This window comes from Microcystis sp. Msp_OC_L_20101000_S702 (genome assembly GCF_007095705.1).
GTDB lineage: Bacteria > Cyanobacteriota > Cyanobacteriia > Cyanobacteriales > Microcystaceae > Microcystis > Microcystis ichthyoblabe_A.
On sequence record NZ_SFBO01000226.1, the window covers coordinates 1 to 18,611 of the forward strand.

The window sequence follows — 18,611 nt, forward strand, 5'->3', positions numbered from 1 at the left end:
CTTTCGCTTTGCTTCAACCGCGCATTTACCAATGTATCTAACTTCCCCAGGTTTGTCAACCCCTTTTGGCAAAATTTTTTGATCTTTTTTCTATCCCTTGCCACGTAAGCTTTTCAGCTATTTCCCCTTTTTCTGGTGGGTTGTTTTTGTCTAGTAATTTTGTTCTAATTAGCTCTCGATGGCGGTGACAGCGTTTCTCATAGGTGGGAACTGTTTAGGCATCAAATAGGGATGCAGTGGCTGAAATAACTGCTTAGTAAGGTTTTCAGCCCCGTAGTCGAACGAGAAGGTCAAACATTGAATGCCCCGAGCAAATCTCAGTCCAGGAACTCGGTTCGATCAGTTAGAATCAAAACATGGGAAAAAAATTATTTATTTTCGGGAACCTTTACTGACTTCTCCCGTCCTCAAGCTCTAAGTGAGGAGCTTATACCTTGAGGAAATCCCATGAGTCAATCGATTCCAGCATCTTGGTCACTTGAGGCCAAAAAGTCTCAAAACCCCGTGTCCCCTGACAAACTCTCCAACTACGATCTAATTGCACGCTGTCAGGAAGGGTGTCAGCCGGATCGGGCAGCTTTTGCGGAACTGCTGCGGCGCTATCAGGCTCATGTTGATAAATTACTCTATCATTTGGCTCCCGATTGGCAAGATCGCGCTGATTTGGCTCAAGAGGTCTGGATTCGCGTCTATCGCAATATTAACCGTCTCCATGAACCCCTCAAGTTCCGCGGTTGGTTAAGTCGCATTGCTACTAATCTTTTTTACGACGAATTGCGGAAACGCAAGCGGGTTAATCACCCCATTTCTCTCGATGCTCCCCGACGCGTGGAAGATGGCGAAATCGATTGGGATATCGAGTCCGATTACCCCAGTCCCGATGAACATCTCACCACCCACGAATTCTACGATCAATTACAGGCTGCGATCGCTGATTTGCCAGAAGCTTTTCGGACAACTATTATTCTCCGAGAAATTGAAGGTATGGCCTACGAAGAAATTGCCGAGATCACGGGAGTTTCTTTAGGAACTGTTAAATCTCGCATTGCTCGCGCTCGCGCTAAATTACAATCTGTTTTACAGCCCTATTTTACTGAAGGCTAAAGAATATTGTGGTGATTCGGCACTAACGGCCGAAGTGAGGAGTCGTTAAATTTAACTAGCTCCGTGCTGGTGAAAAGTGATTGCATACCGATCGCTTCTGGTCGAGGTCAACCATGAATAATTATCAACCCGAAGACGTTCAATGGATCAAGTCTTTGTTACGTCGCGATGACAGCGATTGCAACTCCGCAACCGAGGATATTTTATTCTCAGATGAGGATAACGAAGAAGCTCATCGTTTCGATTTAATTAGTGCCTATATTGATAACGAAGTAACGCTAGAGGAAAGAAAGCTAGTTCAGCATTGGTTAGACCATGATGCTGCTGCTAAAAAACTCTATCGGCAGCTCTTGGGATTACAAGCTAATTTAAGGCAAATCCCCGTACCGGCTACTATGGCCGGCGACCGATTGGCAGAACAGGTGTTCAGAAAAGTCGATAGTCAGCGTCGTCGGCAATATTGTGTTTATGGTGGCGCAATTTTAACGGCTATGGCGATCGCTATTGGCTCCTACTTCGTCTCGGTACGCAATGATCCCCTCTCCCAAATGGCGAGCAGTCCGAGCAGTATTAGCCAAGAGGGAGACTATTTGATGATTGCTCTCAACCATCCAATTATCGAGATTCCCGCAGCGGAACAACCAAAAGAGAATGGTCAAAGGTAAGGTCTATTGAAATAAATGCCAGCATTCTCGTGCGATCGCCCAATCTTCCGCCGTGGCAATTACCATCACGCGTACTTTAGATGTGTCGGTGGCGATATCCTCATCCTGGGGACGAGCGGCATTTTTAGCCAAATCTAACTTTAAACCCAAAAAAGACCAGCCTTGACTGGCTTTTTCCCGTACTAAAGCTGAATTTTCGCCGATTCCTGCCGTAAATACCAAGACATCTAACCCCTCTAGAGAAGCGATCATCGATCCGATTAAACTTTTCAGACGATGAATATACATCTCAAATGCTAATTTTGCCCTCTGGTTGCCTTCGGCCATCGCCGTGGTAATTGCCCGCATATCTCCAGAAATACCCGAAATTCCCTTTAAACCCGATTCTTTATTGAGTAAGCTATTTAAACTATCGGGATTATATTGATATTCTCGCTCTAGATAAATCAGAATCCCTGGATCGATCGAACCGCTGCGGGTTCCCATCATCAATCCCTCTAGGGGAGTAAATCCCATAGTAGTATCGATACTTTTACCCCCCTTGACTGCCGATAGGGAAGCGCCATTGCCTAGATGACAGATGACCATTTTCAAGGATTCTAGGGGTTTTCCCAACAATTCGGCTGCCCGTTGGGAGCAGTATTGATGACTGGTGCCATGGAAACCATAGCGACGGATTCCCAGTTCACTCCATTGGTAGGGAATGGGATAAAGAGAAGACTCAGGAGGGATAGAACGATGAAAAGCGGTGTCAAACACTGCTGCTTGAGGAACATCGCCCAAAACTTGCTCGATTGCCTCAATTCCTTCTAAATGAGCGGGATTATGGCTAGGAGCAAGGGGGATCAGCTTTTTAATCGTTTCTTTGACTTGGGGAGTGATCATGGTTGCCTGGGAATATTCCGTGCCACCATGGACAACTCGATGACCGACTATACTAATGTCGGTGAGATTGGCCACCACCTTAGTTGTTCCAGTTACTAAGGTATCTAACATCCGAGCAATTGCCGCCGGACGATCCTGACTAGAAAGATTAATTTCCTGTTTAATTCCCTGAGCTTTTACCGTTAAAACCGCGTAATCAGGGTTAACCGTCCAATCGATCCCCGCTGCCCAAATCGGTTGCGGAGGGTGGCAGGGGAGAATATCTAAATCGTATAAACAACTTTTTTGACTGCTCGATCCCGCATTTAAGACCAGAATTTTCATGGCAAAGCTCAATTAGGAGGTGGCTTGTGTTGATCATAATCAAACTCAGGTTAAGCCTAGATAAAATCGATTACTTTTGGGGTTTTTCTTCAGGAAAATTTTATCTGGCCGCCATCACCCATGCTTGACTCGGGCAATATTACAAAACTTTATCAAAAAAAAGTCAAAATAGAGCCTCTAGGGTTATAAAATACAAGAATGCCCCTTGTGAAATTGATCCAAGAAGCTACCTCTGATGCAAGTTAAGGCCTCTAAAGTGGATTTAGAGCTAGTTCTCGTCCTTTTCACCAGTGGAATGTCAACATCGCACCACGAATCTCTAGAATGGAATTTTTGCGTATTCTAGATAACCGTGATTACTAGAGGATTTCTTAAGTATGTCAGAGGTTCCTGCAGTTACAGATGCCAACTTTAAAGTCGAAGTTTTAGATAGTGCCGACCTTGTCCTAGTGGATTTCTGGGCTCCTTGGTGCGGCCCCTGTCGAATGGTGGCTCCCGTTGTCGAAGAAATTGCCAAAGACTTCAAAGGGCAAGTCAAGGTGGTGAAACTCAACACCGACGAAAACCCCATTATCGCTAGTCAGTATGGGATTCGCAGTATTCCTACTCTGATGATCTTCAAAGAAGGTCAAAAAGTTGATACGGTGGTCGGGGCTGTACCGAAAACCACTTTAGCTAATACCCTAACTAAACACCTGAAACCTGATGATCCTCAAAAGGGGTCAAAAAGTTGATCTAGTGGTCGGGGCTGCACCGAAAACTACTTTAGCTAATACCCTAAATAAGCATTTGGGGGTTAACTAGGTTTTCTGGTAACGCATACCGGGTAACTGAGTCACTAAACCGATTAATTCTAATTCCAATAGGATCCCCGCCACTTCTGAGGTGGGGATTTGCATTTTTTCAACAATAATGTCAAACAACAGGGCATCTCTGTCAAATAACTGATACACTTGTTCTAGTCTGGGTTCTAGATTCGCTGGAGGAGCAGCATTAACGACCGGGGATGTGTCTGGAGGGAGTGAAGGGGAGAGATTAACCGGTGCGGATTGGTTCGCGGTGGGAATTGCCCCCAACATTTGTAGTAATTTCTCCTCAGAAACGATAATTTCCGCTCCCTGATGAATCAGTTGTAAACAACCCCTAGCGGTGGCAATATCGGGAGAATTGGGTAAAGCATAGATATCGCCGCCAAATTCGTTGGCATAACTGGCCGTAATCAGGGAGCCTGACCTTTCGGGGGCCTCGATAACAATAGTCGCGCGACTTAAACCGGCGATAATGCGATTACGACTGGGAAAATGGGCTTTATTCGGTTGAGTTGCCGCAGGATGTTCACTAATGACTAAACCCTGCTTTTGGATGTCCGCGTGTAGCTGCCGATGACGACTAGGATAAACCACATCGACCCCCGTTCCCAAGACGGCAATCGTCCTTCCCCCTGCTTTTAAACAGCTTTGGTGTGCCTCGCCATCAATTCCTTCGGCCATACCAGAAACAATAGTAAATCCCTGTTGGGCCAAAAGGGTACTTAAGCGCCGCGCCCAGCGCCGGCCGTGATCCGTGGGGTTACGAGTACCCACAATGGCGACGGTGGGGATATTTCCCTGATTTTCCTCTAAATTGACCTTTCCTTGATAGTAAAGTAAGGGGGGAGGACTGGGAATTTCCCAGAGAAAGCGGGGATATTCTGGGTCGCTAGGAGTCCAAAAAAGGGGGTTTTTCTGGATATGTTCGGCGAAAAGAGCTTCTGGGTCAATTTGCGATCGCCCTTCCCGTACCGCTACCATTAACTTTTTGCCAAATCCCGCCACTTCTGCGATCGCAGTATCGGTGGCATTCCAGGCCACAGCGACACTGCCAAAATGTTGATAGAGTCGCTTCAGGGAAATTGACCCAACTCCAGCAATACTTGACCATGCCAACCAATAAACGCGCTCGTCTGTCAATTTAAAAAAGCTCCTCAAACCCAGTAATATTTTCAGTCGGTTAAAACTGACTGCGGCCAGATGACCTTAATTTATTTTAATCATGCCGGAATCTTTTCCATTAGTTGTTGAGGTATGGTTGAGCCTCGTCCATGTCTTTCACTTTTTTAACAGGTGAATAAGTTGTTCTTGATCTTCTGGGGGAAGTTGTTCGGTTGCTTCTAGTATTTCTGCAAAAGTGGCTTGAGTCATGGTTTTAGTTGGTTATAGTGGTCTTTGGAGCCAATTGTAGCAGTAACGGTAGAATATGTTAGCATAGCGTAACGGATAATAATATGAAAATGTCTAAAATGTTTCACATTAAAAGGCACGTTAGGTAACGTATCCTAAAAGATCGGTGGTTGCGTTTTTTCAAGAAAAATGCTAGGATATCTAAAAGTAGAGTAAATGAGTTATTATGTCATCTTTAGTGCTTAAACAGCATATTGAAGTAACACCCGGTGTTTGTGGCGGTAAACCTCGTATTGCTGGACATCGTATTAAGGTACAAGACATTGTTATTTGGCATGAAAGAATGGCGATGTGTCCTGATGAAATTGTTTATAATTATCCAACGATTACTTTAGCTGATGTTTATGCAGCTTTAGCTTATTACCATGATCATCGAGAAGAAATTCGCCAAGATATTGAATCCAGCGAAAATTTTGCTAAACAGTTACAAGGGGATAAACCTTCATTGGTCGAAAAACTTTTAAAGGGAAATAATGGCCAATAAGCTTAAGTTTCACCTAGATGAAAGCGTCTCTAATGCGATCGCTAAAGGTTTAAGAATGCGAGGGATTGATGTTACAACTTCTCCAGAAAAAGGACTGATGGGGTCTTCCGATGAGGAACAATTAGCTTATGCTTTATCGCAAGGCCGAGTCATTTTTACTTTTGATGATGATTTTCTGGTTTTGTCTTCAATGGGATTAGAGCATTGGGGGATTATTTATTCACATCAACGTCAATCTATTGGCAAAATTATTAGTGATTTAGTTTTAATTTGGGAATGTTTAGAGCCTGATTATATGTATAAAAATGTTGAGTTTTTATAAAAATCATAATTCATAGAAAAAAGGTACGTTGGGTAACGCAATTTACAAGATTGAATCTTTACACTGTGATTATATTCATTACAATCCTGTGCGGCATGGGTTATGTTTAAAACCGTAGTATTGGCCTTTTCCTAGTGTTTATCGTTTCATTGATTGAGGGCTTTATCCGACCGATTGGGGAGTGACGGAAATACCCATTATTCCTGATAATATGGCCGATGAGTAACCGTAGAATGGGTTAGCATAGCGTAACTATAAAGCGGATAAATTTATCGTAATTTAAAGCCAAAAACTGCGTTAAATAATGCCCCCGAAGAAATCAGTGATCGTATTTTTTTTAAGAACGTAGAATATCGGACAAAATATCTACAATTAAGGGTTGGGTTTTTAATGATAATGAGCCTAGTTCACGCTGAATCAGTGAAGAGCGAAGTGTTACTAAATGATCAAGTCTGATGGCTGACGATTGGCGAAGACCACTGATCATAAAATCTGGATTTTCTGGTCTCAGAATAATATCTGTATGAAGGGGATTTTCTGGAATACGACTGGTAATTAGGGCAAAGATAATGTGTTGATAGCCTCCAATTTGATTGGTTAGGCAATAAGCAGGACGAACCTTACTGGAAGATAAATCGTCGAAGGGAAATTGAATTAATACAATTTTACCCTTCATTAGTTACAGGTTGTCCATCGTTAAGGGTATAAATATCTTCTTCGGGATCTTGCAGAAAAGCAAAGCTAGGGTTATGGGAAACGGCATCTAGCCAGTTTTTTTCGTTCAGTTCATCCTCTGACATCAAAAGAATGACGCGTACAAACCGATCTTTTTCTTGGGGAATAGGATGATCAAGTTGAATTTGTCCTTGGGTATTGAGGATACCAGTGGTTTCAATCGCACGCATAGCAAAACCTAAAAGAAGTGATTCGATTCTAACATTAAAGTAACCATAAAAAGCGGTGACGGGCAACTACAGCGATCTCCATTCTCAGGCTCCCCCTATGGCTCTCCTCGACTTTGTGTGATAATCATTGCTTATCATTCCTTGTAGTTTTGCCAGACAAGGGTTTAAAGACTATATTTCCAGAAAATTATCGGCTGCATCTCCTATTTGTGACTTTCCCTCACCTATAGGTGAGCAGTAGAAGTTATTCAAAGAGGGCGAATGCAATTCGCCCCTACAATAATATTATTACGCCAATGGTGGCTCCCAACTGATAACTGATTAGGGGAGATCGCACACAACACGAAAACCGATATCGTTGCGAATATCGGCAACGCTTTTGCCTCGATACGCTGAGCTATAGGCCAAAGGGTCGCGGCACCACGAACCGCCACGCCGTATTATTGATGACTTATTAGTTATATTGTTATCTCTCCATGCAAGACTGCCATTTTCTCTAATATTGTCTGGTTTGCGAGCATAACTTTCATGATTTTGATCAGCACACCATTCCCAAACATTGCCGTGCATATCATAGATTCCCCAAGGATTAGGCCGCTTTTCCCCAACAGGATGGGTTGTATTATTTGAATTACCATCAACCCAGGCATAATCTCCTAGTTGCTCTTTATCATCGCCAAAACTAAATCGGGTTTTTGTACCAGCGCGACAGGCATATTCCCATTCTGCTTCTGTAGGCAAACGGTAGTTTTTTCCGGTTAACTGGCTCAATTTTTCACAAAACTCTTGAGCATCAAACCAATTAATGGTTTCTACCGGGTTCTGGGGATTTCCTGAAAACCTGGAAGGATTGGTTCCCATCACCGCTTGATACTGTGCTTGGGTGACGGGATATTTGCCTATCTGAAATGCTGGCACAATTACTTCATGTATCGGTTTTTCATTCTCATTCTCATTAGAACCCATGTTAAATTTACCAGCGGGTATATCCACCATTTCTGGGTTAAAGTTTGGTAAAATTACAGTTTCAGTTTGCCGAATTATCTTGGGCGATACTTGTAATAATTTATCAACATTTACCTCTGCCAAGCTAAATTTAGAGTTAGCTGCCGATTTTTCATGACCGTAAGCCATTAAAGCTTTAAGCTTAGTATGACTACCCCAATAGCGAATCGACTCTTCATATTCTTTGGTTTTTTCTTCATCTAGTGCAAATTCTTCTAATTTTGCTAAAATTTGCTTATCATTTTCTAAATCTGATAATAACAATGGCCATTTTAAACTAATGGCAGTAAATTTACCTAACTGTTCAAAAGTTAGAGAAGGAACTAACAAATTATCATTCTCATCTCGCTCTTCAAAAAATAAACCAGTTTCATTAGCGATATAAACCTTGAGACGAAAGACATTGATAAAGTGTTTAATCCGTCGCGGATTGTAATCCAATGCGGGAGCTACCATCATAATGACATTCCGCACTGTTTGGGAATCTCTATTATCAGATTTGTTGACTTGAATCGCTTCTAATCGCTTAATTACGGCTGCTCGTGCTTTCTCTTTTTCGGTTTGTTCGGATTCTATCGAAGGATTATCTAGAGACAAGTTTTTTAAATCACTTGTCTGATTACTTGTTGGGGAAGTGAGATGCTTTTGCGAATTATTTCTCCAGGGTAAAGCTAACTTAAACTTACCCCAGAATGACTGAAAAAATGTAAAATGAGGTTTAGCTGGCTGTAAATTGGGAGGAGTTGAAGTAGCAAGCTGAATCAAAAAACGCTCAAAATCTGACTGGGATGGTTGGGGAACTAAAAAGGGAAGCTGGACAAACTTTTCAATAAAGGTATAACCATAAGCTAACCCTTTATTAGCACTACGTCTCGCTAAAATATCAGGATCAATTTCTGTGGTTTCCGACGGTAAATACTTGAGAATATTTTCGTATTTTACCGCTAAACTAGCGGCTACTTTTTCTCTGTCCATTCCTAAAATAAACACCACTGAAGGATCATCAGCAATCATCAAGTTAATCGCTTGCATCAAGTCTGCTGATTTTGGATGTTCACAACGATCTAAATCGTCAATAAATACATATACCCGATCATTGCCAATATAAGCATCGACAATTTTAGCAAAATCTTCATGAAATTCTTCTACAAATGCCGATTGTTTTTTATAATCTGGGGCTTCTATATATTTAATTAGGTTGTTTTTGGGGTTTTGGAGTAACCTTTGAAAATTTCTCAATAAACTCTTAATACCAGCGAAAATACCTGCTCCTGATAAGGTTAAACCGACCGCAGTAAATAATAACTTAACAACTGAATTAATTTTGCTCCAAAAAACATCTGGAGAGGTTGTTGCTCTGATTAATTCGTTAATTCCTTCAACTCCATAAACGATTAAAATAAAGGGAATGGCAATTGAGGCACAAATCACAAAAATTATTACTGGTAAAGCTTTAATTAATTCAAATAAGCCTTTTTCTAAGTTAAAACGCAATAATTGTAATTTAAAGTATCCTAGGATAATTCGAGGCAAATCTCGCCAATTTTTGGGCGTAGAAATCTGCTGAATAAAAGACAGTGCAAAGGTAGCCCATACCGACTCCGCTTTATCGTGTCGCCAAGCATTAAACCAAACCGTCCGACCTCCCTTTTTTCGTAAATATTCCTCTAACATTTTCATAAAAGAAGACTTGCCACTACCCCACTCTCCCTCAACCGATAAAGTTAGGGGTGGTTGTGTCTGCTCATGCAACAAAAATTCAGCGATCGCTATTACATAAGGCTCAAATCCGAGAGCATCATTATTAGTAGCTTGATCGCTGACGCTAGTATTGCGGATAGATTCAGGAAAATCGGACATGGTAGTTATTTTTAGGTGACACAGAAGGGAGAAGAAAATAGATTACCCTAAGTAAGTGGTTCTAATTATACTAAATCTGGTTATTAAAAACTGATTATTTATTCCCCCTTTTGCCTCTTTAGGAAAGTCAGACCAATCCGTTTTTAATAAGATAATTAACTCCCAATCCAACTTGAAAAACCCGCTCCTCACCCTCCTATACCTGGACTTCCCCCGTATAAACATACTAGCTATGGCTAAAAGTCTTACAGAGCCTGAGTTCAAGCAATACAATACTAATGAACTACTGGACACAAAATCCTGAAGTTCTTACGCAGATAGGGTTTGAGGCAAAAATTTTCAAATTTGACCTTTAGACCATTATAGCTTGTTTCGGGGCAGAAAACCAGCAAAAACATGGCTACAGAGCGAATCCCTTACTCTAGAGATGAATGACACTATCTGTTAAAATCAGGTTAGCGATCACTATACAGCCAACTCTACGGAATCGCTCTACTCCAGATACAGTCAACGGTACAGCCATTTTCAAGTGAAAAATGTACCTAGCAGCCTCTTTTCAATTTTTTCTTAGAAGCGACCTGCAGTAAGGGTTTTGTTAATTTTTTAGTATTTATGTATGGGGGAAGTCCAGCTATACATTTTAAATAGGTGGCAGTTTAGGGAGAACTGGAATAGGTGTACAAGCTGCCCCACCTATTCCAGTCAGTTTATTGGTGTTGCAGACGTTCCAACGCAGCCACCAGCGCATCCACCTCGGCTTTAGTATTGTAGAAAGCCAAGGAAGGGCGCACCGTTGCCTCTAAACCAAAGCGTCGCAGAATGGGTTGAGCGCAGTGATGGCCTGCCCGCACGGCAATCCCTTCCCGATTCAGGGCTTGTCCAATCACTTCCACATCAAATCCCTCTAGCACAAAGGAAAGCACGCCGGCCTTATCGGCTGCCGTCCCAATCAAACGCAGGCCCGGGATGGTTGTCAGTCCCGCAGTGGCGTACTCCAGAAGTTCATGCTCGTAATTGGCAATGGTGGTCAAACCAATCTGCTGAACATAATCCAAGGCCGTCCCTAAGCCAACGGCATCGGCAATATTGCCCGTTCCAGCCTCAAAACGAGTGGGAGCCGCCTGATACACGGTACGCTCAAACGTCACATCCACGATCATGTTGCCGCCGCTTTGCCAGGGAACCGTGGCATTTAACAGGTCTTCTTGACCATAAAGTACCCCGATCCCTGTGGGACCAAAGACTTTATGCCCGGAAAAGACGAACCAATCACACCCTAATTGTTGAACATCGATCGGAATGTGGGAAACCGATTGAGCGCCATCTAACAAGACTTTGGCCCCGACCCGATGGGCCAAGTCAATGATTTGTTTGGCGGGGGTAATGGTTCCCAAGGCATTGGAAACATGGGAAAAAGCCACCAGTTTTGTGCGGGAGTTGAGTAATTGTTGGTACTCTGCCAGTAAAATCTGCCCGTGGTCATCGACGGGGACAACCCGCAATTTTGCTCCCGTTTGGGCGGCTAGTTGCTGCCAAGGCACAATATTGGCATGGTGTTCTAGATGGGTGAGGACAATCTCATCCCCCGCTTGCAGGGTTTGTTGTCCCCAGCTTTTTGCCACCAGATTAATGCCTTCCGTTGTTCCCCGCACGAAAATGATTTCGTTAGCAGATGAGGCATTGAGAAAACGGCGTACCGTTTCTCTGGCCGCTTCGTAAGCATCTGTGGAACGGGCCGCTAATTCATGGGCGGCACGATGCACATTGGAATTTTCATGGCTGTAGAAATGAACGAGGCGATCGATGACTGCTTGGGGCTTTTGAGTTGTTGCGGCATTGTCGAACCAGATCAGCGGTTTGCCATTCACCCGTTCTTGCAGGATAGGAAAATCCAGGCGAACGGTATGAACATCAAAGAAGCTGGGTCGTTGAACGCTTCGCCCGCTGGCATGGGGGACAAAAAGGGGATCGATCGCTGGGACTTGAACAAGCTGTTCAGGCTTGGCCACTACCGCCGGAAGGTCGGGGATTTTTGTTTCTAACTCCTCAATGAAGTAGAAAGAGGGGGTTGCTAAGGGTACAGCCAAGGGAACTGTGGGCCGTTCGCCCACAGCAGCCGGGGAAGTTGCGGGGGTGGATGGCACCAGATAATCCCGGTCTGGACTCAACCCCTTCGCCACCTCGGCCTTAAGGTCGTGCCGTTGTAGTTCTTGAATTATCGTCTGGGCGAGATGCTCAAGAAGGTCAGGTTGGAATAAGGGGTTAAGAGAAATGTTCTCGACCTCAGTTGGGGCAGTCGTGGGCGGGGATAGAGCAGGTAGATTCCCCGCCGCCTTTTCAGGGATCAGTTCGGGGTTAGTCATAGTCGTAGATGTGGTATTGGTTGACATCAACGTTCTCCAGTACGGCCGCTGCGTCGTCGGTCAACACTGCCAACGAACAGTAGAGGGAGACCAGGTAAGAGGCGATCGCCTTGCGACTAATCCCCATAAATCGCACCGACAAGCCAACTCCCTGTTGACCGGGTAAATTGGGCTGATAGAGACCGACCACCCCTTGACGGCTTTCTCCTACCCGCAATAACAAAATATTGGTTTTGCCTTGTTCATTCACGGCCAACTTATCGGAAGGAATCAAAGGCACGCCCCGCCAAGTAATAAACTGAGACCCGAATAATGACACCGTAGCAGGGGGTACACCCCGTCGGGTTGCTTCTCGGCCAAAGGCCGCAATCGCTTTAGGATGGGCGAGGAAAAATGCCGGTTCCTTCCACACCTTGACCAGCAACTCATCCAAATCGTCTGGCGTGGGCGCACCATTGCGAGGTTGCACTTTCTGGGAATCAACAATATTGTTGAGCAATCCGTACTCATGGTTGTTGATCAACTCATTTTCTTGACGTTCCTTCAGCGTTTCAATCGTCAGGCGCAATTGTTCATGGATCTGATCGTGGGGACTGCTGTAGAGATCGGACACGCGAGTGTGAACATCCAGTACCGTATTCACCGCACTCAAGAAATACTCCCGGGGGTTCTCTTCGTAATCCACAAAGGTTTCGGGCAGCTCCCGCTCGTCTCGTTCAGAGCAGGCCACCTCAACCCGGGAGGCATCCCTGACTTTATTGAGACGATAAATCCCCGCTTCAACGGGTAGCCAATGCAAGAGGCGAACGAACCACCGGGGCGAAATGGTCAATAACTGAGGAACGGTCTTTGTGGCATTGGCCAACTGCCGAGCGGCAGCATCTCCCAAAGCCAGTTGCAATTCATGATCTTGGGTATAGGTCATTGAGTTAAATCCTCCAATTCAAAAAAAAAAGTAACAAAGCGACTGTTATGGCCGAACATTCACAGCCCGGACAGCCCCTCAAATTCCCGAGCCGTCATCAAACATTTCCTGTCGTAGTTGCGCCTGGGAGACAAAACCCCCCGGCGGCACACTGCGGGTTAACCAAACATTTCCACCGATGGTGGCGCCCCGACCGATAGTTACCCGACCGAGAATCGTTGCACCTGAGTAAATCACCACATCATCTTCAATAATCGGATGACGGGGTTGACCTTTGATTAAACTGCCCGATTCGTCCCGGGGAAAGCTTTTCGCACCGAGCGTGACCGCTTGGTAAAGGCGCACGCGATCGCCAATCACCGTGGTGGCCCCAATCACAACCCCCGTACCATGATCGATAAAGAAACTATTGCCGATCGAGGCGCCGGGGTGAATGTCAATCCCCGTTAAGGAATGACCAATTTCACTGATAATCCGCGCCAACAGGGGCGAGTCCAACCGATACAGGGCATGGGCAATGCGGTGATAAGTGATGGCCGTTACCCCGGGGTAACAAAACAATACTTCATCTAAATTTCTGGCCGCCGGATCACCTCGATAGGCCGCCGTGATATCGGTTTCCAGTAGAGCTTTCAGATGAGGTAATTGAGTGGCAAAGGCTTGTACCGTTCCTTGGGCGTGCTTCTCAATCTGGTCTGACGACCAGTGCAACTGCGACCCCAGCAACCACTGTTCGCGACAAACCTGGTGATGCAGCAGTTGCAAGACTTCATTGAGGGTATGACCGATAAAATAGCGGCTGGACGTTTCGCCTAAATCGGGATTGCCAAAGTGATAGGGAAAGAGAACGGCACGCAGTCGATCGACAATCCGAAATAAGGCCTCACGGGAGGGCAAGGGGAAATGGCTTCGTGATTGAGACCAACTGTGGAACGACTCGCCACGAGGTTTAGACAATTGAGCGATAATTTCATCGAGATCCAAGGACAAGGTGGGTTGGGAGAGAGCGCTGGAACTGCTCGGATGCTCGCTCGTCATGCCACTAACCCTTGCTCATTAAATACCCCTTCGAACAGGATGGAACTCAAATACCGTTCCCCGGAATCTGGCAAAATCACGACAAGGGTTTTGCCTTGGTGTTCGGGTTGTTGTGCCAAACGAGCGGCGACGGCGACGGCGGCACCGCAGGAAATGCCCGAGATAATCCCTTCTTCCTTGGCCAACCGTTGGGCATAAAGAATGGCCTCTTCGTTGGAAACGGTTTCAATCCCATCCACGAGGGATAAATCTAGAACTTCGGGAACAAACCCCGCCCCAATGCCCTGAATTTTGTGAGGGCCGGACTTTAAGGGCTGACCTGCCCGGGCTTGGGATAGTATGGGGCTGGCTTCTGGCTCCACCGCTACCGATAAAATCGGTTTTCCTTGGGTTTTTTTGATATAGCGCGAAACTCCCGTAATGGTTCCGCCCGTTCCCACACCCGACACGAGAATATCGATCGCCCCATCTGTGTCCTGCCAAATTTCGGGGCCGGTGGTTTCCTCATGGATGCGGGGATTGGCAGCATTACGGAACTGTTGCAACAACACATAGCGAGTGGGATTAGACGCGGCAATTTCTTCTGCCTTTGCCACCGCTCCAGTCATGCCTTTAGTCCCTTCTGTTAACACCAGATTGGCTCCATAGGCGAGCAACAGTTTGCGCCGCTCCAAGCTCATGGTTTCAGGCATGGTCAGGGTTAGGGGAATCCCCTTAGCGGCGGCTACAAAGGCCAGGGCAATGCCTGTATTGCCACTGGTGGGTTCCACCAGTTCTTTGCCCGGCCCCAATAGTCCCCGTTGTTCTGCATCCCAGATCATGGCCGCACCAATACGACATTTGACCGAATAGGCCGGATTGCGACCTTCAATCTTGGCCAGAACCGTGGCGTGATTGTTGCCAACGATTCGATTAAGGCGCACTAGAGGAGTCCGCCCGATCGACAAACTGTTATCTGCGAACCATTTCTTACTCACAAAATGGCAACTCCATGATCAAAATACGACAGTCCACCAGATTGGCTCATCTTGAATTCATTTGAAATTCATTTTGAATCCATTTACAATTCATCTTAGCCTACGCACTATCAACCTCTGGTTAAGCTAAACAAATCTTTACAATCAAGCGGGGTCGGCCGCTGAGGTGGAAGAATCAAACCCACATTCCGCACCCTCAACTGTCACATAAGCTGTCCCCCTCCAGAGACTTGAGTAAAAATACTTAGCTGGTGAAGGTTTTCTCGGCACCAGCTAGGGGGGTCTTGAAACCCGAAAAAATAGGGGCTCTACCGAATCTGTCATGCAAAACTATTAACAACTTATGCTTGTAAAGTTTGTACAGCAAGGCTTTGAGTTTTTGTTAGATTGATATTTATCAACTTTAGAGCATTGCTGGACAGAGAGGGAGCTTGGGCAATTTTCTACAGTGTAAGTTCGGAAGAACCAAAATAGGAATTGTTGGAAAACTGAGGCGAGTGGACTGTTCGACCAGGAATCAATCAACAGAAATTGAAGTCAAAAATCTAGACCATCTGGGATTAGTAGCCGGAATTATCGATGAAATAGCGAGGAGAAATTGTCACAGCGGGGCAAGTCGTCAAAGCAATTATCCTGAACGGATTGGGATTTGTCTCCCGGGCCTTGTATTTATTTCCTCAATTTTTTGAAGATAAAGCAACCGAACATCTGCTGGGAGAGGGCATCGAACCCAAACAATTAAATGATGATAAAATTGGTCGAGTAATGGACAAACTTTATCAACTTAATGTTTCGGTCATTTTCCTACTCATTAGTTTAGCCGCCGTGAAAAAATTTGGTGTAGCAACCGAGAATTCCCATTTAGATTCGACTTCTCTATCAGTAGAAGGAGAATATAAAAAGGAATACCCAACAGTAGAAATCCTGAAATCAGGAGCAGTTGGAGAAGAAATTGAAACCAGACAAAAGCCAATAAAAATTACCTACGGATACTCCCGCGACCGAAGACCTGACTTAAAACAATTTATGATTGACTTAATCGTAAGTGGGGATGGAGATGTACCTTTATTCCTGAAAGTAGGTGACGGAAATGAAGCGGACAAAGCGGTTTTTGGTCAAATCGCCCGAGAATTTAAAAAACAAGTTTACTTTGACAGTTTAATAATCGGCGATAGCGCCCTCTATAGCAAAGAGAATTTAAAACTAATGAGAGAAATGCGTTGGTTGTCTCGAGTCCCCTTCAGCATTAAAGAGGCTCAAAAGTTAGTCGATAGCATCTCAGAAAAAGAGTTAACCGATTCAGAAATACCGGGTTATTCCTGGCAGGAAACAAGCTCTAACTATGGATTTGATATCAAGGGGGAAGTTCTGGTTTTTGCCTATTTTGTCAAGACCTCGGTAGTTAGGGTATTTTCCGAAAAATAGGGCAGTTTTCAGGCTACCCTAACCAGAAAATTAATCGCCAAAATGGGAGATAATCGCGTCGGCAAATTCGGAACATTTCAGGGGAGGATTAACGGGGGGTTCCATCAGACGCGCTAAATCGTAGGTAACTTGTCGATTAGCGATCGCTGCTGCGATGCCTTTTTTAATCAAATCGGCCGCTTCTTGCCATCCCATGTATTCCAACATCATCACCCCAGAAAGAATCACCGAACCGGGGTTAATTCGGTCTAAACCGGCGTGTTTAGGGGCTGTGCCGTGGGTTGCCTCAAAAATAGCGCAAGTATCGCCAATATTCGCCCCGGGTCCCATCCCTAAACCACCGACGATCGCCGCTGCTGCGTCGGAGAGATAATCGCCATTCAGGTTCATAGTAGCGAGGATCGAGTATTCATCGGGACGGGTTTGGATCTGTTGGAAGATACTATCGGCAATGCGATCGTTAACCATAATTTTATCTTTCCATTGCCCATTGCCGTGGGTTTCCCAGATAGCATCGAGAACACTGGTCACTTCTTGGCAGATTTTGGCTTTTTTCTCGTCGGTGAGGGCATCATAACCCGGTTCTACCATGCGGGCGTTATCTTCGATGCTCAGATCATGGTTTTTCTCCTTATTACTCAGGATCCATGATTCCATCTCGGTAACGCACACATCCCGGAATTCACTCTTAGCTAATTCATAACCCCAATCCCGGAACGCCCCTTCCGTATATTTCATAATGTTACCCTTGTGGACGAGAGTAACTTGATTTTTCGGTTTCGGTAAAGTCAGCGCTCGTTCGATCGCCCGGCGGACTAATCTTTGGGAACCCGTCTTACTAATCGGTTTGATCCCGATACCCGCATCAAGGGGAATTTGTTTTTTACCGTGTTCGGGAGTGGCGGGAATTAGTTCCGTGTTGAGATAATTAATCAGTTTATCGGCGATTTCCGTGCCTTGTTTCCATTCGATGCCGAGATATATATCCTCGGTATTTTCCCGATAGACGATGACATCGAGTTTTTCCGGGGTTTTATGGGGGGAAGGGGTTCCCGCATAGTAACGACAGGGACGAACACAGGCATAAAGGTCAAAAATTTGCCGCAAAGCCACATTCAGGGAACGAATGCCGCCACCGATGGGAGTGGTCAAGGGACCTTTGATGGCTATACCATATTCTTTAATCGCTGTCAATGTATCTTGGGGTAGATATTGATAAGTCCCGTAGATTTCGCAAGCTTCATCACCAGCATAGACTTTAAACCAATGGATTTTCCTTTGACCACCGTAGGCTGTGGCGATCGCTGCATCGATAACTTTTGCGGTTGCGGGCCAGATATCGACTCCCGTACCGTCACCACGAATGAAGGGAATGATGGGATCGTCGGGAACTAGAGGTTTTCCGTCAGAAAAAGTAATTGTCGAGCCTGTTGTCGGTGGGGTAATTTTTTCGTAGCTGACAGTCATGGGCTTCCAGAAACAGTATTTATCTATACGTTGGCAGTCTAGCGCCGTCAATATCTATACTCAGGCATTTTGGCTAATTTCTTAAAGATTCCCTTGCTGGCATCAACTTCGTACCTCACCATTAAGATAACTGCCATAGTTAAGACTCTTTTAAGCTGCCCACGTATTTAAATTGCTTGTTGAGATGAGGCAAGAGACTTCGCAGGAATTTGATGACACTTTACCTAAAATTGGGCTTTTCTAGGTTCTGTGTGAGCATGGTATAATGGTGACACAGAACAGGAGGTGGGTTATGTGGATAAATTTTGGTCAACTCCTCGATTTACCGAATGTAACAGGGGTCAATTATCAAAAAAATGCTCAGACAATTTTCTTAAAGCTCGCTCTTTTAAATGAAACAATTGAATGTCCGAATTGCCATCAAATATATATACTACAAGAGCCGAAAACCCTTATCCATTAATGGATACACCCATTAACTTTTCTTAATGTACCCGTGGAATTGTAGTCATGTATATAATACGAGTCTCAACTTAGTTGGGGTTTAACAACCTTTCTAGATTTTGTTCACAGTTCTCTTTATGGGAGAGAATATTTAATTTTTCAGAAAGATGTAAGGCTTGTTGCCAGTGATTAATAGCTG

15 protein-coding genes and 2 pseudogenes are annotated in these 18,611 nt (G+C 44.8%); 7 read left to right on the top strand and 10 right to left on the bottom strand.

Annotated elements, in window-relative coordinates:
* Positions 1-447 precede the first annotated feature (447 nt).
* Both EWV60_RS22475 and EWV60_RS22480 read left to right on the top strand, forming a co-directional pair.
* Positions 448-1,104, top strand: coding sequence for a sigma-70 family RNA polymerase sigma factor (locus tag EWV60_RS22475; RefSeq protein WP_002750403.1), 657 nt, complete (start codon positions 448-450; stop codon positions 1,102-1,104).
* 113 nt (positions 1,105-1,217) lie between these two features.
* Positions 1,218-1,769, top strand: coding sequence for an anti-sigma factor family protein (locus tag EWV60_RS22480; RefSeq protein WP_287234923.1), 552 nt, complete (start codon positions 1,218-1,220; stop codon positions 1,767-1,769).
* Positions 1,770-1,772: 3 nt separating this feature from the next.
* Here EWV60_RS22480 and EWV60_RS22485 read toward each other — a convergent pair whose 3' ends face one another.
* Positions 1,773-2,978, bottom strand: coding sequence for an acetate kinase (locus tag EWV60_RS22485; RefSeq protein ID WP_002750412.1), 1,206 nt, complete (start codon positions 2,976-2,978; stop codon positions 1,773-1,775).
* A gap of 377 nt (positions 2,979-3,355) precedes the next feature.
* Here EWV60_RS22485 and trxA point away from each other — a divergent pair, with 377 nt between their 5' ends.
* A complete protein-coding gene (gene trxA, locus EWV60_RS22490; RefSeq protein WP_002749437.1) occupies positions 3,356-3,712 on the top strand; it encodes a thioredoxin in 357 nt (118 codons plus the stop codon).
* Positions 3,713-3,778: 66 nt separating this feature from the next.
* Here trxA and dprA read toward each other — a convergent pair whose 3' ends face one another.
* A complete protein-coding gene (dprA, locus tag EWV60_RS22500) occupies positions 3,779-4,927 on the bottom strand; it encodes a DNA-processing protein DprA (RefSeq protein WP_287234928.1) in 1,149 nt (382 codons plus the stop codon).
* Between the two features lie 436 nt (positions 4,928-5,363).
* Here dprA and EWV60_RS22505 point away from each other — a divergent pair, with 436 nt between their 5' ends.
* Both EWV60_RS22505 and EWV60_RS22510 read left to right on the top strand, forming a co-directional pair.
* Positions 5,364-5,681 carry a DUF433 domain-containing protein gene (locus EWV60_RS22505; RefSeq protein WP_002750425.1) on the top strand — a complete coding sequence of 106 codons (318 nt, stop codon included), beginning with the start codon at positions 5,364-5,366 and terminating at the stop codon, positions 5,679-5,681.
* On the top strand, positions 5,671-6,003 hold the full coding sequence (locus tag EWV60_RS22510; RefSeq protein WP_002736383.1) for a DUF5615 family PIN-like protein: 333 nt from the start codon (positions 5,671-5,673) through the stop codon (positions 6,001-6,003). The genes EWV60_RS22505 and EWV60_RS22510 overlap by 11 nt, the downstream gene beginning before the upstream one ends.
* 337 nt (positions 6,004-6,340) lie before the next feature.
* Here the strand turns inward: EWV60_RS22510 and EWV60_RS22515 are convergent, their stop codons facing one another.
* The 7 genes from EWV60_RS22515 to cysK all read right to left on the bottom strand — a co-directional run bounded on the left by EWV60_RS22515 (position 6,341) and on the right by cysK (position 15,076).
* Positions 6,341-6,679, bottom strand: coding sequence for a type II toxin-antitoxin system PemK/MazF family toxin (locus tag EWV60_RS22515; RefSeq protein ID WP_002750427.1), 339 nt, complete (start codon positions 6,677-6,679; stop codon positions 6,341-6,343).
* Positions 6,669-6,908, bottom strand: a complete 240-nt coding sequence (locus EWV60_RS22520; protein WP_002750429.1) for a hypothetical protein — start codon at positions 6,906-6,908, stop codon at positions 6,669-6,671. The genes EWV60_RS22515 and EWV60_RS22520 overlap by 11 nt, the downstream gene beginning before the upstream one ends.
* Positions 6,909-7,229: 321 nt before the next feature.
* Positions 7,230-9,773, bottom strand: coding sequence for an SUMF1/EgtB/PvdO family nonheme iron enzyme (locus tag EWV60_RS22525; RefSeq protein ID WP_287234933.1), 2,544 nt, complete (start codon positions 9,771-9,773; stop codon positions 7,230-7,232).
* A 707-nt stretch (positions 9,774-10,480) separates the two neighbouring features.
* Positions 10,481-12,163: a family 2A encapsulin nanocompartment cargo protein cysteine desulfurase gene (locus tag EWV60_RS22530; protein WP_287234936.1), complete on the bottom strand. Its 1,683-nt coding sequence runs from the start codon at positions 12,161-12,163 to the stop codon at positions 10,481-10,483.
* Positions 12,129-13,061: a family 2A encapsulin nanocompartment shell protein gene (locus EWV60_RS22535; RefSeq protein ID WP_002735851.1), complete on the bottom strand. Its 933-nt coding sequence runs from the start codon at positions 13,059-13,061 to the stop codon at positions 12,129-12,131. The genes EWV60_RS22530 and EWV60_RS22535 overlap by 35 nt, the downstream gene beginning before the upstream one ends.
* Before the next feature lie 78 nt (positions 13,062-13,139).
* Positions 13,140-14,099: a serine O-acetyltransferase EpsC gene (epsC, locus tag EWV60_RS22540; protein WP_042790612.1), complete on the bottom strand. Its 960-nt coding sequence runs from the start codon at positions 14,097-14,099 to the stop codon at positions 13,140-13,142.
* Positions 14,096-15,076, bottom strand: a complete 981-nt coding sequence (gene cysK / locus EWV60_RS22545) for a cysteine synthase A (RefSeq protein WP_287234943.1) — start codon at positions 15,074-15,076, stop codon at positions 14,096-14,098. Before cysK ends, epsC begins: the two co-directional genes overlap by 4 nt.
* 497 nt (positions 15,077-15,573) lie before the next feature.
* Between cysK and EWV60_RS22550 the strand changes: the two are divergent.
* Positions 15,574-16,423 (top strand): annotated as a pseudogene (locus EWV60_RS22550) (IS1634 family transposase); the annotation flags it as partial.
* A gap of 108 nt (positions 16,424-16,531) precedes the next feature.
* On the opposite strand, the gene EWV60_RS22555 reads toward EWV60_RS22550, so the two are convergent.
* A complete protein-coding gene (locus EWV60_RS22555) occupies positions 16,532-17,968 on the bottom strand; it encodes an NADP-dependent isocitrate dehydrogenase (RefSeq protein ID WP_287234945.1) in 1,437 nt (478 codons plus the stop codon).
* 292 nt (positions 17,969-18,260) lie between these two features.
* Between EWV60_RS22555 and EWV60_RS22560 the strand changes: the two are divergent.
* Positions 18,261-18,392: pseudogene (locus tag EWV60_RS22560) on the top strand (ISL3 family transposase); the annotation flags it as partial.
* Between the last annotated feature and the right edge of the window lie 219 nt (positions 18,393-18,611).

What these genes read in the sequence shown, in the direction of transcription:
- EWV60_RS22475 (WP_002750403.1), top strand. Translation starts at nt 448, where the DNA reads ATGAGTCAATCGATTCCAGCATCTTGGTCACTTGAGGCCAAAAAGTCT.
- EWV60_RS22480 (WP_287234923.1), top strand. Translation starts at nt 1,218, where the DNA reads ATGAATAATTATCAACCCGAAGACGTTCAATGGATCAAGTCTTTGTTA.
- EWV60_RS22485 (WP_002750412.1), bottom strand. Translation starts at nt 2,978, where the DNA reads ATGAAAATTCTGGTCTTAAATGCGGGATCGAGCAGTCAAAAAAGTTGT.
- trxA (WP_002749437.1), top strand. Translation starts at nt 3,356, where the DNA reads ATGTCAGAGGTTCCTGCAGTTACAGATGCCAACTTTAAAGTCGAAGTT.
- EWV60_RS22505 (WP_002750425.1), top strand. Translation starts at nt 5,364, where the DNA reads ATGTCATCTTTAGTGCTTAAACAGCATATTGAAGTAACACCCGGTGTT.
- EWV60_RS22510 (WP_002736383.1), top strand. Translation starts at nt 5,671, where the DNA reads ATGGCCAATAAGCTTAAGTTTCACCTAGATGAAAGCGTCTCTAATGCG.
- EWV60_RS22515 (WP_002750427.1), bottom strand. Translation starts at nt 6,679, where the DNA reads ATGAAGGGTAAAATTGTATTAATTCAATTTCCCTTCGACGATTTATCT.
- EWV60_RS22520 (WP_002750429.1), bottom strand. Translation starts at nt 6,908, where the DNA reads ATGCGTGCGATTGAAACCACTGGTATCCTCAATACCCAAGGACAAATT.
- EWV60_RS22525 (WP_287234933.1), bottom strand. Translation starts at nt 9,773, where the DNA reads ATGTCCGATTTTCCTGAATCTATCCGCAATACTAGCGTCAGCGATCAA.
- EWV60_RS22530 (WP_287234936.1), bottom strand. Translation starts at nt 12,163, where the DNA reads ATGTCAACCAATACCACATCTACGACTATGACTAACCCCGAACTGATC.
- EWV60_RS22535 (WP_002735851.1), bottom strand. Translation starts at nt 13,061, where the DNA reads ATGACCTATACCCAAGATCATGAATTGCAACTGGCTTTGGGAGATGCT.
- epsC (WP_042790612.1), bottom strand. Translation starts at nt 14,099, where the DNA reads ATGACGAGCGAGCATCCGAGCAGTTCCAGCGCTCTCTCCCAACCCACC.
- EWV60_RS22555 (WP_287234945.1), bottom strand. Translation starts at nt 17,968, where the DNA reads ATGACTGTCAGCTACGAAAAAATTACCCCACCGACAACAGGCTCGACA.